General features: G+C 39.8%; 15 protein-coding genes. 7 read left to right on the top strand and 8 right to left on the bottom strand.

The genetic code is table 11. The features are described from left to right. Nucleotides 1–45: 45 nt before the first annotated feature. The 3 genes from J2S05_RS09730 to J2S05_RS09720 form a co-directional block, all read right to left on the bottom strand. Nucleotides 46–990, bottom strand: a complete 945-nt coding sequence (locus J2S05_RS09730) for a metal ABC transporter solute-binding protein, Zn/Mn family (RefSeq protein WP_306982259.1) — start codon at nt 988–990, stop codon at nt 46–48. A 117-nt stretch (nt 991–1,107) separates the two neighbouring features. Further along, complete coding sequence (locus J2S05_RS09725) at nt 1,108–1,923, bottom strand: alpha/beta fold hydrolase (RefSeq protein WP_306982257.1); 816 nt, start codon at nt 1,921–1,923, stop codon at nt 1,108–1,110. 73 nt (nt 1,924–1,996) lie between these two features. Next, complete coding sequence (locus J2S05_RS09720) at nt 1,997–2,173, bottom strand: hypothetical protein (RefSeq protein ID WP_306982255.1); 177 nt, start codon at nt 2,171–2,173, stop codon at nt 1,997–1,999. A 228-nt stretch (nt 2,174–2,401) separates the two neighbouring features. Here J2S05_RS09720 and J2S05_RS09715 point away from each other — a divergent pair, with 228 nt between their 5' ends. After that, nucleotides 2,402–3,952 (top strand): PTS sugar transporter, encoded by a 1,551-nt coding sequence (locus J2S05_RS09715; protein WP_306982254.1) that lies wholly within the window; start codon nt 2,402–2,404, stop codon nt 3,950–3,952. A 64-nt stretch (nt 3,953–4,016) separates the two neighbouring features. Here J2S05_RS09715 and J2S05_RS09710 read toward each other — a convergent pair whose 3' ends face one another. Further along, nucleotides 4,017–4,715: a DsbA family oxidoreductase gene (locus J2S05_RS09710; protein WP_306982252.1), complete on the bottom strand. Its 699-nt coding sequence runs from the start codon at nt 4,713–4,715 to the stop codon at nt 4,017–4,019. Nucleotides 4,716–4,915: 200 nt separating this feature from the next. Between J2S05_RS09710 and J2S05_RS09705 the strand changes: the two genes are divergently transcribed. Next, nucleotides 4,916–5,797, top strand: coding sequence for a nucleoside triphosphate pyrophosphohydrolase family protein (locus J2S05_RS09705; RefSeq protein WP_306982250.1), 882 nt, complete (start codon nt 4,916–4,918; stop codon nt 5,795–5,797). Nucleotides 5,798–5,974: 177 nt separating this feature from the next. Here the strand turns inward: J2S05_RS09705 and J2S05_RS09700 are convergent, their stop codons facing one another. The 3 genes from J2S05_RS09700 to J2S05_RS09690 form a co-directional block, all read right to left on the bottom strand. Then, nucleotides 5,975–6,448 (bottom strand): DMP19 family protein, encoded by a 474-nt coding sequence (locus J2S05_RS09700; RefSeq protein ID WP_306982248.1) that lies wholly within the window; start codon nt 6,446–6,448, stop codon nt 5,975–5,977. Nucleotides 6,449–6,513: 65 nt separating this feature from the next. Next, nucleotides 6,514–7,635 carry a 5-methyltetrahydropteroyltriglutamate--homocysteine S-methyltransferase gene (locus J2S05_RS09695; RefSeq protein ID WP_306982246.1) on the bottom strand — a complete coding sequence of 374 codons (1,122 nt, stop codon included), beginning with the start codon at nt 7,633–7,635 and terminating at the stop codon, nt 6,514–6,516. 163 nt (nt 7,636–7,798) lie between these two features. After that, entirely contained in the window at nt 7,799–8,704 is a 906-nt protein-coding gene (locus J2S05_RS09690; protein ID WP_306982244.1) for a methyl-accepting chemotaxis protein, read from the bottom strand. 168 nt (nt 8,705–8,872) lie between these two features. Between J2S05_RS09690 and J2S05_RS09685 the strand changes: the two genes are divergently transcribed. The 4 genes from J2S05_RS09685 (at nt 8,873) to J2S05_RS09670 (ending at nt 13,228) form a co-directional block, all read left to right on the top strand. Then, nucleotides 8,873–9,661, top strand: a complete 789-nt coding sequence (locus J2S05_RS09685) for an SDR family oxidoreductase (RefSeq protein WP_306982242.1) — start codon at nt 8,873–8,875, stop codon at nt 9,659–9,661. A 155-nt stretch (nt 9,662–9,816) separates the two neighbouring features. Continuing rightward, nucleotides 9,817–10,434: a hypothetical protein gene (locus J2S05_RS09680; RefSeq protein ID WP_306982240.1), complete on the top strand. Its 618-nt coding sequence runs from the start codon at nt 9,817–9,819 to the stop codon at nt 10,432–10,434. Between the two features lie 57 nt (nt 10,435–10,491). Then, nucleotides 10,492–11,118, top strand: a complete 627-nt coding sequence (locus J2S05_RS09675; protein WP_306982237.1) for a flavin reductase family protein — start codon at nt 10,492–10,494, stop codon at nt 11,116–11,118. Between the two features lie 172 nt (nt 11,119–11,290). Beyond that, nucleotides 11,291–13,228 (top strand): LTA synthase family protein, encoded by a 1,938-nt coding sequence (locus J2S05_RS09670; protein ID WP_306982668.1) that lies wholly within the window; start codon nt 11,291–11,293, stop codon nt 13,226–13,228. 39 nt (nt 13,229–13,267) lie between these two features. Here the strand turns inward: J2S05_RS09670 and J2S05_RS09665 are convergent, their stop codons facing one another. Next, nucleotides 13,268–14,287, bottom strand: coding sequence for an acyltransferase family protein (locus J2S05_RS09665; RefSeq protein WP_306982235.1), 1,020 nt, complete (start codon nt 14,285–14,287; stop codon nt 13,268–13,270). A 242-nt stretch (nt 14,288–14,529) separates the two neighbouring features. Between J2S05_RS09665 and J2S05_RS09660 the strand changes: the two genes are divergently transcribed. Then, nucleotides 14,530–16,938 carry a bifunctional diguanylate cyclase/phosphodiesterase gene (locus J2S05_RS09660; protein WP_306982233.1) on the top strand — a complete coding sequence of 803 codons (2,409 nt, stop codon included), beginning with the start codon at nt 14,530–14,532 and terminating at the stop codon, nt 16,936–16,938. The last annotated feature ends 15 nt before the right edge of the window (nt 16,939–16,953 follow it).

The following is a 16,953-nucleotide window of genomic DNA, read 5'->3' as shown; positions in this document are numbered from 1 at the left end:
AACTTTAATCAATAGAAAAAAGGCACACCGCGATGTGCCTTTTTTCTATTCAGCAGATAGAGCTTCTACAATGGTTGTGACGTTATGTTGGTACATACCAATATAGGTTCCAGTCTCTGTGCCTGCTTCACCCATAGCATCAGAGTACAATTCTCCACCTAATTCTACGTCAACACCTGCTTGTGCTGCACCGTCAATCACTGAACGGATGGAGCTATCGTTTATACTCGTTTCAATAAAAACAGCAGGTACTTCTTTTTCTATAATCGTATCAATTGTTGATTGCACATCAGATAAGCCAATCTCTGATTCCGTACTTAAGCCTTGAAGTGCCACCACTTCTAAATCATTGGCTCTTCCGAAATACTGGAATGCGTCATGAGCCGTAACTAACACTCTTTGCTCAGCAGGAATGGTAGCTAACGTTTCTTTTGATTCTTGATGGAGAGCTTCTAGTTCAGCGAAATATGTTTGTTTGTTCTCTTCAAATTCGTCTGCATGCTCGGGCGCATAAGCCTTTAGTTCCTCTACAGCAGCATCGAGTGCGGTGGTCCACAGTTCTGGGTCAAACCAAACGTGTGGGTCTATTGCTCCTTCGTCTTCTTCATCTTCTAACAAATCTTCCTCAGGGATTGCTTCAGCAATGGCTGTTGAGGGCACACTTGTGTTTGAAAAGACATCCATCATATTAGCTTCTAAGTGCAACCCACTGTAAAAAATAAGATCAGCTTCTTGAAGCGTTCCAATATCACTTTGTGTGGCCTCATAAAGGTGAGGGTCAACGCCTGGTCCCATCAATGCTTTTACGGAGACATGCTCTCCTCCGATGATCTCAAGAGGATCGGCTATCTGGGCAATGGTCGCCACAATCTGAATCGAATCTTCTCCCTCTTCTGTTGCAGATGTTGGGTTACTCTCTGAACCACATCCTGCGAGTAGAATGGTTGAGCTTAATAAAGCCCCTCCTGTAATTGAATAATATTTCTTCAAACTATATCACTCCTTTTTTATTGCCAAGACTAAAAAATATGCTCTTGAGTTAAAAAGTTTCCCTAATGAAACTTTAATGACCTTGAGCAATAATGTCAAGATTTATTTTCTAGTCTTTTATGTTGTTTCAATAAATTGAGAAAGATCGTAATTAAAACGTTGTTGGTCACAATAAAACAACCCATGTCCACTATCTTCATAACGGAAAAAATGAGAACCATATATCAGTTGGTGCAATATTTCACCGAATTCAATTGGACAAATCTTATCCTTTTCACCGTGGAAAATGCCCGTAGGTACGTGGATACTCGAAAGATCATCCCAAAGTTTTTCATCCCTAAGAGAGACGGCTGTATAGGCTGTAGAGTAACCTGCTGCGTCTAACCCAATAGTAATAAACCACTGTTTAAATGGCATTGAGATCGGCTTTTCAAAAAATAAATCAGCAAAGCGATCGAGTAAAGCAGGGCGGTCTGTGTATGTTTGTTGAATCAATTCATTGACGTCTTCTTTTGTCATGCCATAAGGGTAGTCAGGACCTTTTGTAAAGCTTGGTGCAGCCGCTGCGAGTAATGCAAGACGCGCAATGCGATGTCCAGAATGCCTAGCCATGTAACGAATAGCAATGGCTCCGCCCATTGAATGGCCAGCTAGTGTAACATCGTTTATATTTAACGAATCAATGACTACACGAATGTCGTCAGCTAATTGATTATATGTGTAGCCATACCACGGTCGATCCGATTGTCCAAAGCCACGCAAATCAAGACCAATACAACGATAGCCGGCTTTAGGTAGTTGATTATATTGGTACTCAAAGCATTCATGACTTAGCGGCCAGCCGTGTATAAATAGAATCGGCTTCCCATCTCGAGGTCCAATGTCCTCAACATATACTCCAACGCCTTGCTCAACAGGTATTTTATATCCCATATAAAGGTCACCCTTTCATTAATGCCCCCTTTGAGAGGGTATGTAAGAGATTTTTACATCTCTACAGGTTCCTTTATGAAGGCGGAATTCTTTTTTTCGCCATGTGATAATAAATCAAGAAGTAAGTCAAAGAACTGACAAATAAAACGACAATGATAGAAATAGGCGAGAGATATTGATTCACTTGGATATACGCTAATAGTCCTAAGAATATAAAAACACTTAGTCGAAGGAGTAGAAATTCCTTCATCACAGTCCCTCCTGGTTGATTAACTATTCACCTATAGCGGTGTTTTTTATCTTATGCGGAAGAACGAAAAATGGGCACTAAAAATCATAAAGTCAAAAAAGGGTAGAACGACCAAGGATTAATTATCTTATAACACTTTTCAAGAGATCCTTTACTCTGTTAAACTGGTAGAGTGATAAAATGTAGATCGTTGACGTATAGACACCAAGAGGGACGGAGCGAGACGAAATGAAACGAGTAATCATCATAGCTAGTAGTGGAGGAAATCTTTATAACCTTGGAGGCAGTCGACCTGATCGGCTTATTAAAGAGCTTCATATTCAAGCTGAAGCAGCTGGTATAGAAGTGAAAGGTATTCAATTTATTGCAACAGAACAATCGATGGACTCTGTCAAACCACATTCGGCAGCTAAGCTATTTGGTTGGGATGAGCAAGCGCAAGAATTAGAGCTGTTATATTCAGGGACATTACTTGAAGTGAATGAATATGCAGCTGAGCGGGATCAAAAGCAAGCAAATCAGATCAAAGCCGGAGAAATTGACGGACTCATTGCCATGAGTGCAGATCCAACCGGAGCAAACAAACAAACCGTTGAAGCAGCAGCTAAAGCAAATATTCCTGTAGTTGGTACGGGTGGAACGTCTATGGCAACCATTGGTTCGATGGGTGCTCGTATTATTTCTCAATCTGGGACAACAGGCACATCAAACAAAACACGGGCGATTGGATTTGTGACATCCTTATCTAAGCATTGGGGAAGCAAATACCGTCCCAAGCTAAATACATCTGAATCTACTGAATCTACAAGACAAAAGGTGAATTTGCGAGGCATTATGACCTCCTCACTTCCAGCATTTATTGCTCTTGCCATTGTGTTAGCTTTAAGTAAAATACCTGGACTCGAAGCACTCGGAAGTGTATTTGATATTCTAATAGGCGCCTTACCTGTTGTGGTAGCGGTTATTGCAGCAAGACAAATAGCAGACTTAGATGAAGTGTCTATTGTTGCAGGCATTGTTGCAGGCTTACTTTCCGTTGATGGTGGAATTATTGGTGGCCTACTAGCCGGGATTGGTGCAGGGTACATGGTTCCTTACTTATTCACGAAATGTTTGAAGTTGAACTTCCCTGCAACAACAGTAAATATTATTGCAGGAGGGTTTGGTGGCCTTATTCCTGGTCTTCTTGTTTTCTTTGTCCTTGGACCAATTGCGTTACAGGTGGGGGATTGGATTCGATTAGCCATTGATTCAACGATTTCTTTTAACCCGATTGTGGCGGGAATTGTCGCCGGATTGTTAATATGGCCAGCAATTATTGCGGGCATCTATCATGCAGCGATTCTGCCCATTGTCTTATTGGAAATGGAGAATACAGGGACTAGTTTTCTTGGAGCGATAGATATGGTAGGTCTCGTGATGGTAGCCGCCGGAATTAACCTGGCGAATCTACTTTTCCCAAGACGTCGAGGGGAGGCAGCGGCTGCTGGACCATCATTTGGAATCAATATGATTTTTGGTACCTTTGTAGAATCTGCATACCCATTTATGTTCGCAAGTAAGATTGTGTTTGTTGGTGCACTCCTATCAGCGGGTATTGGTGGTGCCATTGTGGGGATGTTCAATTTACGAGGAACAGCATATGTACCATCATTTGCTGCACCTGGGCTTTCTGATAATGTGCTAGGGTTTATCCTAGCCATGGCGGCTTCACTTGTGAGTGCATTTGTGTTTACAATGGTAGCCAATAAATGGAGCAAATCTTCCCAGTCTAAGTAGCAGCATTGACGAAAAAAATCACCTGTTCTCCACTAGATTGTGGAGCAGGTGATTTTTTGTATGATCAAAACTTACACAGGCCATCTGCACAAGCATCATCAGTGTTTTCTGTTGATGTCTTCTGAGCTTTTTCTTCATTCCAAGCAGTAGTGAGTGCTTCAAGAAAAGCAGAGGATTGTTGAGCACCAGAGACAACATGCTTTTGATTAATGACAAAAAACGGGACACCCTGAAGACCAAGCTGAACTCCTTGATTATGGTCGTATTTGACTGCGTCCGCGAATTGATCGCTTTCTAAAACCTTGGCAACCTCTTCTTTTACTAAACCAACTTCACCTGCTAATTCAATCAACGTATCAGGAGTAGAGAGGTGCTTCGATTCGGTAAAGTAAGCATAAAGCAGGCGTTCTGCCAGTTCATTTGCCTTACCTTGTGTTTTGGCATAGTGAGTCAAACGATGGGCATCAAGCATATTAGTAGGCTGCATAGTATCAAAATGATACGTAAGGCCAACATCGGCAGCTTGTGCCGCTACATTAGCTGTCATCGCCTCTGCCTGTCGAAGAGGCATTTTGTATTTACCGGCAAGTAACTCGGCCATACTTTTATCAGTATGCTTTGCAGCATTAGGATCGAGCTCAAAGCTTTTAAATTCTGTGGTCACTTGAGCTTTATGCTCAAATTGCTCTAGAGCTTGTTCTAATTTTCGTTTTCCAATATAACAAAATGGACAAGCAAAGTCAGACCAAATTTCTATATTCATAAGGGTTCCTCCTCGGATTCTTTCCAATAAAAGTAGTGTATGTCGGAAGTGAAAATTAAGCAAATATTGAGACCCATCGATGTAGCCCTTCTAGAAAATACGTGGGTGCTCACGATACATACGAAATGGAACAACTATTACAAGTAAGAAGAAATTTAGTATACTAGGGTGGAGAAACGGAGCAACAGTAGGGGGTCACAATGACAGATAGGACGTTACATACAATTCATGATTATCAAGTACTGATTGATCAATCCATTCGCCATCTCGGTGGATACTGGCGCACACTTTCAGGTCTCGCTAGGGTGACAGAAGAGCTTGGAGAATTGGCTGAGTTACTGCTCACGGAGGAGAAGGACCCAGATACAGTAGGTGGCGAGCTTGCCGACGTGTTTATCATTTCGACTTGTTTAGCCAATCAGTTTGCAACGGATTTAACAAAGGAATACGCGGAGCTTGGTCTGCCTGCTTTAATTCACGAGCTGGATTTGTCGGGTGAAATAGGATCTGCATCACACCATTTTCTTCAATTATCTCAGACGGCGGGCAGTGTAGCTCGTATCATTAATCATTATGATGGGGACAAACCAATGAAGGAAAGTGAGAAACAGATGTCTGTTGGTAAACAGCTTGCGCTTTTTCATCAGCATTTATTTCATTTTGCGGCTGCACTTGAAACGAACCTTCTCAAATATGTAGAGAGTACTCTCACGAAGAATTTACAGAGGGATAAGAATCGGTTTGCGTTAACTTCAGACCCAGTGACGGAGATATCTGTATCCCATTATTGCAACGCTAAGAATCTCGAGAATACCTCATTTAAGCAAGGATCTCGGATATGGGGAGCGAAGCCATGGGATAATGATCAACCCGTCCAAGAAAATTTGAATTGGTTTAATGAGTCAATTCAGCGCTATGTAAAATGTGCTGTTATTGAAGGATTAGATGGGTTTGTACTAGAAACGCCTAAGCAAACAGTTGAGAGTCATCAAATACAACACTATATTGATGAGAAGACGTTTAGCGTAATGAAAACAGAATCGGATAAACGTGATTTTTTTATCATTCGTTATGTTGAATGAAAACAGAATCGCGTAGCTACAGTAATATCTCGCTAACCTGTAAGTGACACAACTCTGCTCACTGATTAGCTTAAAACAGCATTGGACAGACTAGCCTCCTGAGGGTGCGAAGTTGTATGTCCAATGTTTTTTTCTACTCTTATTATTGGACAAAAAAAAGCACTGTCTTAGAGACTCTCATTCATCCTCATTTATTTCTATCAATTGAGTATATGTTTTCAGAAAATACGTCTCTATTACATTTTCTAATTTGCTATTTAGCTTATGATAAGCTTGGTCTGCAGCCTCAATGACTTGATAAAACTCTTCTGTGACACGTTCGTCTTCTTCTGAAGCTTTAAATAACCTCCACATTTCTTCACCGTACTGTTTCTCGATCTTAGCATAATCGTGCGCTCCGATGGTTTCAAGACATCGGATAAGGTCGTTCAGATAACTAGAAATCCCCACTTCTTCAATGTACTCTGAGGTCCAGTTTAATAAGCTTTCATGACCTCCACTTTCTAATTCAGAATAATATTGAGAAATAATAAGCAGATCATTAACAGCTGAGTTATCAGTAGGAAAGTCATACTCGCCTAGTACAGAGAGAACAGCATTCCAAATATCCTCTTTACTCATTAAGTCAGATCTTTTCATAACATGTTTCATCATTGTCCCCCTGCCTAAAAAAGACTCGCACACCATCAGTGGAGAGCGAGTCGTTTCCGCAATAATTATTTCCAAACATCTTCTGCAATTCGAACAACGTGCTTTAACTTTTCCCATTGTTGATCTTCAGTTAGTAGATTTCCTTCTTCTGTTGAGGCGAATCCACATTGAGGACTCAGACAAAGCTGGTCTAAGTTAACAAACTTTGATGCTTCATCAATACGACGTTTGATGGTATCCGGATCTTCAAGCTCACCAAATTTAGAGGTGACTAATCCAAGGACCAACTGAAGGTTTGGACGTTTGACATAACGTAGTGCATCAAATGATCCTGAACGATTGTCATCGTATTCAAGGAACAAGCCGTCTAAATCTAGGCCATCGAAAATCGTTTCAGATGCCCCGTCATAGCTACCTTCCGCGGTCCATGAAGATTTGAAATTCCCACGGCAGATATGCATCGTGATGACCATGTCACTTGGCTTGTCGGCAACCGCTTCATTAATACTACGTGCAAAGCGTTCACGCAATGTTTCTGGTGTGTACCCTTTTGCTCGAATTTGTTCTTCGCCTGCTTCAGAAAAGAATACAGCCCATGCTGTGTCGTCTAATTGAAGATAACGACAACCAGCGTCATAAAATGCTTTTATCGCTTTTTTGTAGGCCTGAGCAAGATCGTGAAAGAATTCGTCATCATCTGAGTAAACAGCGGGATCAATTTGCCCTCTAAAATGAAGCATATTGGGACTAGGAATGGTCATTTTTGCTGTATGTGAACCTTTAATGCTATCAAGGAATGCATAATCTTTAAGCATCGAATGGCTAGTAAAGTCTAGCTTACTGCTTACTTTAATACCTCTTGCTTTTGTGGTTACTCCTTTGAACTGAATACCTGAATTTGCCGAGAAAGCTTCTACGCCATCAAGACCTTCTAAAAAATCAAAGTGCCACCACGCACGGCGAAACTCACCATCCGTTACAACCTGTATACCTGTTTCTTTTTGCTTCTCAACAATTCGAATGATTTCATCGTTTTCAATCTCTCTAAGGTGATCAGGTGTGATCTCTCCAGCTGCTTGTTTGAGGCGAGCTGTCTTAATGACATCTGTCCTTAATAAGCTACCTACTTGATCTGCTCGAAATGGTGCCGTTTTTCTACTATGTGTATACGCCTCTTGTTCTCCCATGACCACTCACCTCTTTATTATAATAAAGTGAATAGTATCAAATAATCTGAAAAAAGTAAAATATACATTCCAGATTATTCCGATAAGTAATTATTTAAATCAAATCAAGACACAACAAAAATCCAGAGAGATCTCCTACTCTCCGGAGTGATGATTCGCTAGACTATATAACTTGTTTGAATTCCTTTGTCTCTGCATCGAGGCTTGCAGCATCTGCAGAAATTATTTTGAAATCATCTAGTGTTACATGAACTTGAGTTTGATTACGGATAGCATGTTCTTTAGCTTGCATGGTACCAGTTGCAATGGTGTTCACTTCTTTGGTAATGGATGCGATACTATCACTTATTTCAATAATGGATTGTTCAATTTGTTTAGATAGCTTGCGTACTTCCTTTGCAACGACGTCAAAACCTCGACCGTGTTCGCCAGCGCGAGCGGCCTCAATGGCGGCATTTAATGCGAGAAGGTTTGTTTGAGAGGCAAAACCTTGAATCGTTTTTGTGATGCCTTGAATGGACTCTGCCTTCTTTTGCAGCTCTGTAAGAGTATCTGTATTTTGTGTGGATAGGTCGGCAATTTGATTAATGCTTGCTAAGAGCTCTTGGCTTCGTCCAATTCCTGCTTCAGCACGTTCGTTTAATCGCTCAGACATACCTTGAAGACTTTCACCAAAAGACGTAATCTTTGTTTGGCGCTTTGTAATATCAGTGGCAACTTTTGAAATGCCGACTACTTGTCCTTTTATATCAAAAACAGCCATGTAGGTTGCTTCTAACCATAATTCTTCACCTTTTGCATTCTTTCGAAGAATCTTATCTTGAAAACTCTTACCAGATAGCAGGCCATTCCAAAATTCTTCATAACTATAGCTGTTACTAAATTCAGGGAAACAAAAATGTTTATGGTGCATCCCTATCATTTCATCCACTTTATAACCCATTGTTTGGGCAAAGATGTCATTTACATATGCGACACGACGATTTAAATCAAATCGAATAATGGCGAGGTTGTTTTCGAGTGAATTTACAACCAACTCATCATTCACTTCATTCATTGATTTGTGCAAGTTCGTAATCCTCCGGTTTCTACTTAATGATAAACAAGTCGTAGTTCTATATACCCCGTGCTCATCATACCGAAACCATTGTGAACAATAAAGTTTATCATTTGCCTTTTTATAAATAGTTGGTCAAAATACAGAGTAAATCAGTCTAAATAATGGAGGCGAAAGAAAATGGATCTACATTTGAAAGGGAAATCAGCTTTAGTGATTGCATCTAGCCAAGGGCTAGGAAAGGCGGTTGCTACCCAGTTTGTTAAAGAAGGGGTAGATGTCATGATCTCGAGCAGAGATGCAGAGAAATTGGCTAAAGTAAAAGAAGAGCTTCTTGAAATAGAAGGTGGAGGCCGTGTTGAGTATTTTGCATGCGATATTACGAAGGCAGAAGAGATTAAGCTGCTAGCCGAAAAAACAAGGCAAGCGTTCGGTGCCATCGATATTCTTGTTAATAATGCAGGTGGTCCTCCTGGTGGAGGGTTTGAGCAGTTCTCAGATGAGGATTGGGAACAGGCTTTTCAACTAAACTTACTAAGTTATATTCGACTCATTCGTGAGGTATTGCCTGATCTTAAGAAAAAAGGGGGACGTATCCTTAATATTGCGTCGTCCTCTGTTAAGCAGCCAATTCCTAACTTGATCTTATCCAACACATTCAGAATGGGTATTCAAGGATTAGCGAAAAGTCTAGCTGAGGAGTTAGCTCCATACGGGATCTTAGTACATACCGTATCACCAGGCCGTATTTCAACGGATCGAGTAGCACACCTGGATCAATTAAAAGCAGAAAAGCAAGGCATTTCAACCGAAGAGGTTGCAGAACAGGCAAGAAAGAATATTCCATTAGGGCGTTACGGTAAGCCAGAGGAATTTGCTAATGTGGTCACATTTTTAGCATCAGATGCTTCTAGTTACATGACTGGAACATCGATATTAGTGGATGGTGGCATGATTAGAGCTATATAGAAAATGAAAAAAGGCGTGTAGTTCTACCATAGGACTATTTCCCGCCTTTTTTTGTTACATTTTTCTAAAGATATACAACTTTAGATAGGAGGAACCTGGGGTTTATGTTACCTTTGATACAATACTTTTTCATTAGTTTAAGGGGATGAAATCTATTGTTGAAGAGAATTTCTATTATATCCACAGTCCTAATTTTATTAGCTGGAGTTGCAATCGCATATATAGGTTTTTCAGAACGCGGTAGTTTATTTTCATCAGATCGTAGTCAGCAAGAGAAGGAAGTCTCGACAAGAGAATTGGGGACGAAAACAGATGCGGCTGAAGGAATCATCGATTATGAAGTTTCTGATAAACGAATTGCTTTTCAAGAAGGAGAAGAGGAGACGGTTAAAGAATTATTTAAGAAGCAGCATGATTATTTAAACAGCCTAGCTGGTTGGGGCGGTGTAGAGAGGCTTGATCACTCCGAACTTTCTGAAAAGGAGAAGTGGAGAGAGTTAAAAAAGGATGTACAATGGCTCAAAGAGCACGGACTTGCTCCGTCTGAAGCTGTGAATGATTTAAAAAATGCAGAAGCATTAATTAACGTTTCCGAAGAACATACAAATGAGATGTCGGTCCGTTATCTTCATCGTATTTTTCATGATATAGATGCAGAATTAAACGACACTGATGTAGATAAGATTTGGAATGTTACGTATGCCTATGGTTCAGAAGAAGAAATTAATAAGGTGTATCAATATATAAGTGAGTTAAGATCAAACGAAGAATAGTTGCGGTAGTGAAGCAAGTATAAGCTATGAAAAAGCATAAAAAAAGGAGCAAAGAATATGCATATATTGTCAGCAACTGATTTGTCTGTGAAAGAGCATTACAAATTACTTTCAGGGTCCGTTGTCCCAAGACCCATTGCGTTTGTTACAACTTTATCAACGGAAGACTCAGGGGTCGTAAATGCGGCTCCTTTTAGTTTCTTTAATGTTGTGTCAGCAGATCCACCTTTACTATCTGTTTCTATATCTAGATCTAATGGTGAGATGAAAGATACAGCACGTAATATTCTTCAATACAAAGAATTGGTGATTCATGTCTCTACTGAAGAGATGATTGAAGATATTAACGAAACGGCAGCACCACTAAAGCCAAACCAAAGTGAGCTTGAATTAACGAAATTCCATGTAAAACCAAGTGAAATGATTGAAGTTCCGGGCATACTAGAAGCGAAAATCCGCTACGAATGTGTGTTACATGAACATATTACAATTAAGAATGACCAAGGGACGGTTGTGAATGATCTGATCCTTGCAAAAGTAGTGTGTTATCATATCTCAGAGGGTGTATATGATGCAGAGGCTGGGTATATATCTGTTGAAAAATTAAGGCCAGTAGCCCGGTTAGCTGGTCATGATTATGCCTCTTTAGGCAAAACATATGCAATGGCCCGACCGACATCATAATGTGTGAGAAGGATTGAGACCAAGAAATGAGTGCATGAGATCGTTTTACAAGCTTATTTCTCTAAAATAAGCGGATATATGGCTAATTTTGATACTTGTCACTTTAGGTTTGCCGTCCTACAATTATGAACATTATTTGTCGTTGATTAAGAAAAGAAAGAAGAGTTGCATGATGAAAACACTACGAAGCAGCAAGGGTGGTTTTTTCCTGCTTGCTGTCATCCTTCTTTGGATCAAGACCTATCTCTCATATAAGATTGAATTTAATTTGGGCGTAAAAGGAATGCTTCAGGAATTTTTATTACTTATTAATCCAATTAGCGCGGCCGTCATCTTATTTGGTTTTGCTTTGTTTGCGAAAGGAAAACGAGCATGCTGGTGGATTTTTGGAATGAGTACAGCAATGACCATTGTTTTGTACTCAAATATTATGTTTTATCGTTTTTTTGATGATTTTTTGACTTTGCCTAATTTGCTTCAAACCGACAATGTTGGCAATATGTCAGAAGGTATTTTTTCTACTATGTACGGGTACGACGTGCTTTATTTCATCGATTTGGCTGTTCTTTTGTTATGGCTCCTTCGAAATAAAGCAATTAGCGAAACTAAGTTCAGAAAAAGCTTGGCTTCAACGGCCATTATCGCGGGGATTGCTATCTTTACTTTGAACCTTACTTTGGCAGAAATTGATCGACCTCAACTTCTTACGCGTACATTTGACCGTAATTACATCGTTAAATATCTTGGTTTGTATAACTACACTGTCTATGATGGTGTGCAGACTGCTCAAATGGAATCTCAAAGGGCTTACGCAAGTAGTGATGATCTGTCGAATGCTAAGCATTACACAAGCTCACATTATGCAGAACCAGACGAGAAGATGTTTGGTAAAGGCCAAGGGAAGAATATCATCAAGATTCACTTGGAGAGCTTTCAGTCATTTTTGATTGATTATGAACTAAATGGAGAGGAAGTTACGCCTTTCCTAAATGATTTGGCGCATGGTGGGGAAGACATGAATTATTTTGATAATTTCTTTCATCAGACGGGTCAGGGAAAAACAGCTGACGCAGAGTTGATATTAGATAACAGCATGTTTGGTCTACCAACTGGTGCTGCTTTTGTGACTAAAGGTCAAAATACGTATCAATCCCTTCCTGCTATCCTTAACAGCGAAGAGAATTACACTAGTGCCATTCTTCATGGTGACTATAAGTCATTTTGGAATCGTGATCAGATATATAAACAATTTGGCATAGATACGTTTTTTGATGCCAGTTCATATAATATGGATGATGAGTCGGTAGTGAATCTCGGGCTGAAAGATAAGCCATTTTTTGAGGAATCAATTCCGATGCTGCAATCCTTGGAACAACCTTTTTATGCACACTTGTTAACACTAACCAATCATTATCCGTTTATTTTGGATGAAGAAGATGCGACGCTAGATCGAGGCACAACTGGGGATAAAACAGTTGATGGTTATTTCCAAACGGCCCGTTATCTAGATGAAGCAGTGGAAGAATTTTTTGGTGAGTTAAAAGAGGCAGGCCTGTATGATGACTCAATTATTATGATTTACGGAGATCACCAAGGGATATCAGAGAACCATAATCGTGCGATGGCAGAGGTACTTGGAACGGAAATTACTCCATATCAAAATGCCCAGAATCAACGCGTTCCCCTAATGATTCGTGTACCCGGTGAAGAGGGTGGAGTGAACCACACATATGGTGGAGAGATTGATGTGATGCCAACGTTGCTTCATCTACAAGGAATTGATCATAAAAAGTACATGACCTTCGGAACAGACCTATTCTCTGATGAACATGACGAGACTGTGGCTTTCCGGGATGGTGGCTTTGTCTCACCTGAATATACAAATGTCGGAGGTACCGTGTATGACACGGACTCTGGTGAAGAAGTAGAACCAAATGAAGAAACAGCTCGTTTGAAAGAGAAAGTAGATGAACAGCTGCAGCTTTCTGATGAAGTTTTGTATCAAGATCTACTTCGTTTTCATGAGATTCCTGGATTTGAACCAACCGATCCAAAGCAATATGACTATGGAGAGAACGATGCTAGAGGCACTGACCAGGAAGATAATTAAAAAAATCCGCTGTTACCTAAAAGGTGACAGCGGATTTTTCTATGGCGTTTTTGTCTTTTTCCGTCCTTTACCTAACAACATAGGAAACTGTTTGAGAAACATAATACATGGGATCATAAGCAATAAAGTGACCGTGGTATAAAATAACGTCCAAGGTAACGTTGTTGTATCACTCATCTCGTATCCTAACCCATAATAAACAGATGCTTTGACAAGGTTAAGGGCAGTAAAGTGTAATACTAAAATAACGATAGAGAATTGTCCCAGATACACAAGGAAATTAAATCGAGCTAACTTATGGGCAAGCAGGATGATCGCTACAGCGCCTGCTATGGCTCCGAGATAGAAGAACCAAACCTCTCCATAGACATTCCCTCTCATGTCAATCCTTTCGCTATTAAACGTATGAGCTACATATGTCACGAAGAAAAGTAAGCTGACAGCAGGTATGACAAACGGCCATGAAATCGTTGACCAAACGTGTTTTGTTAGATAACCAAGTCCGTAAAAGACAATGGCTGTAAGTGCAACAAGTATACTCCAAGGTAAGGCATTCGACTCAAATAACATGGAGCTGGCGTAACCCAAAATGCCACAACTAATTAGGAAAATAGGCAATCCACGGCCTTTGCTAATACGATCATAAAAGTAAAATAGAACTTCAACCACAAATAAGCAGGTTAAGAACCATATAGCTGGATTGTAGGTAAGTTGATAATCCTGCGGTGTAGAAATGAAGATACCTGAAAAGGGTACAACTGGATCGACATCATCACCCGACGTGAAAGGGAAATGACGTGTAACAAAAAACCACAATACATACGTGATAAATGAAAACAAAAAGTAAGGGAGTAGTAGTCCTCTGGCTTTCTTTAGCAAAAACGAACCTGGCGATATCGTTGATGTTTTGTAGACAATCCCAGATAAATAAAAAAATAAAGGCATATGAAAAGCAAATAAAAAATCTTTAAACGTATCATTAATAGGGGCATGGCTCATAACAACTAGGATGATCCCAATACCTTTAGCTGTATCAATCCATCTAACGCGTTTATCCATCGTCCTGTGCTCCTTCTTTGGTGTGCGAACTATACCTAACCCCTATATCCTACCCTCATTCAGTTAACTTGAAAACAACTATAGAGAATGGTTTGTAATAATACATCCTGTTTCATTTTTTATGCTAAAATAGGTCTATAGTTGTGATCTTATAGATCTAATATTGCGTTTTATTAATAGCATGACATAAACACGTACGGCCCAACTATTTTGGGTGGGTTTGAACTGAAGGAGCTCATAATATGGAACATTTACATGGTTCGTATAGTTTACCGCTTGTCTTTTTATCTTTTATTATTGCTACAGCTACTTCCTATTCCGCACTTGATCTAGCAGGTCGAATTCAAGCTGGAAAGGGAAAGATAAAGATTGTTTGGCTTCTATGTGGAGCCTTCTCCATGGGAATAGGCATATGGTCTATGCATTTTGTTGGAATGCTGGCGTTCTCATTCCCCATTCCAGTTTTTTATCATATAGGAACTGTGATTCTTTCGATCATTTTTGCTATTATCGCCTCAGCTATCGCCTTATCAATTGTAGGTTTACACAAAGAGAATCGTTCAGGGAGACTATTCGCTAGTGGGCTACTTATGGCAGCAGCGATATCTGGTATGCACTATGTAGGAATGGCAGCTATGTCTCTTGAGATTTCATATGATTGGGGAATTGTCATGCTATCGGTAGCGATTGCTGCATTAGCATCGTTCGCTGCGTTATGGTTACTGCTTAAACTAAGAGATACACAATCCCCATATGCTGTATGGTTTAAAGTGGGTAGTGGCATGATTATGGCAGTGGCCATAACTGGAATGCATTATACAGGCATGGCGGCCGCTTCATTTAATGTCTCTAATTCTGTAGAGCTTAATTCAGGCTTGCTGCAGCCACAAGGAATTGCCTATGGAATCGGGGCAGCTACACTCCTGACCTTAACAATCACAATCCTAACGTCTCTTCTGAATAAACGTCTGAGTGACAAAGATTTTGATATTGAACGACATGAACGCTGGTATCGCTCGTTATATGACCATAATATAGATGGCATTATTTCAGTTAGTCACGAAGGTAAGATTCTACATGTGAATCCAGCTGTCGAGAAGATTACAGGGATGAATACAGCACATTTTCTTCAACAGCCAGTAACTGAAATAGGGTTAATTGAAGGATGTAGTGATAAGGAATTTCAGCAATTTAAACGTAAAAACTATGACACAGTGTACATCCGACCCGATGGAGCAAAAATAGATCTGAACTTAATGCATGTCCCTGTAATTATCAATCGAAAAGTAGCAGGAACACATATTATGATGCGAGATATTACGTTGGAAAAACAGACGAAAAAGCAAATCCAGCATTTAGCTTATCATGATGAACTGACAGGACTTCCAAATCGCCGGAGATTCAACCATTTAATCGAAAAAGCAGTACAAGATAGTAATCAAACGGGAGATCCATTTGTTGTATTGGCGCTGGATATTGACCGCTTTAAAATGATTAACGACTCTCTAGGCCATATGTATGGTGATTTATTTTTGCAAAAGGTTAGTAAACGTATAAGTAATCAAATAAAAAATGACGATGCCATTTTAGCAAGGCTAGGTGGGGATGAATTCGTTATTGTGTACAAAAATTATCTTGATATAAAAACAGTTGAGTCTTTTGCTGAACAGATCTTAACTCTTATTCAAAAACCATTTCACCTAAAAGAACATGATTTTTATATCTCTGCAAGTATTGGTATAGCCATCTATCCAGAGCATGGAGAAGCAGCTGGAGAATTAATCAAACATGCAGATACGGCTATGTATGAAGTGAAGAAAAACTTCAAGAACGGATATCAATTTTATACGAAGTCTTTAAATGAACACCTTGAAGAAAAGCTAGAACTAGAGTCTGAATTAAGAAGAGGCATAGCTAATAATGAATTGGTTCTGCATTATCAGCCTAAGTTTAGTGTGGATGGAGAAGTAGTATTAGGAATGGAGGCTCTAGTTAGGTGGCAGCATCCTCAAAGAGGACTGATACCTCCTGGCTTATTCTTACCCATTGCTGAAGAAACTGGGCTTATCTTTGATATAGGGACATGGGTCTTAAAGAAGGCCTGCTCACAAATGAAAACATGGCAGGATAAGGGAGGTTTGCAGATTCCGATAGCAGTTAATCTTTCATCCCAGCAGTTTCATCAATTAAACTTTGAACAGCATATTCAATCCATCTTAGTAGATACAGGGCTAGAACCAAAGTTCTTAGAACTGGAGATCACCGAGAGTATGATGATGGATGCTAAAACGTCAACTTTAACACTACAGAAGCTGAGCAATCTTGGTGTGAAGATTAGTCTCGACGACTTTGGGACTGGTTATAGCTCATTAAGCTACCTTAAACAATTTCCAATCAATCGCTTGAAAATTGATCGTTCATTTATTATGGATATCACGAATAACGAGCACGACAAAGCCATCGTATCTACGATCATTTCAATGGCTAAACATTTAAACATGGAAGTGACAGCTGAAGGAATTGAAACAAAGGATCAACTTGATTTTCTACTACCAAACAAATCAATGGAAATTCAAGGATATTACTTTAGTAAACCACTTACTGCAGAAGATGTAGAAATACATTATATGCGAAGAGCCGTTTTGGAATAGGCGCTCGAATAAAAG

The organism is Alkalicoccobacillus murimartini, from assembly GCF_030813245.1.
Classification (GTDB): Bacteria; Bacillota; Bacilli; order Bacillales; family Bacillaceae_D; genus Alkalicoccobacillus; species Alkalicoccobacillus murimartini.
This window is presented reverse-complemented; position numbering and strand designations above follow the sequence as displayed.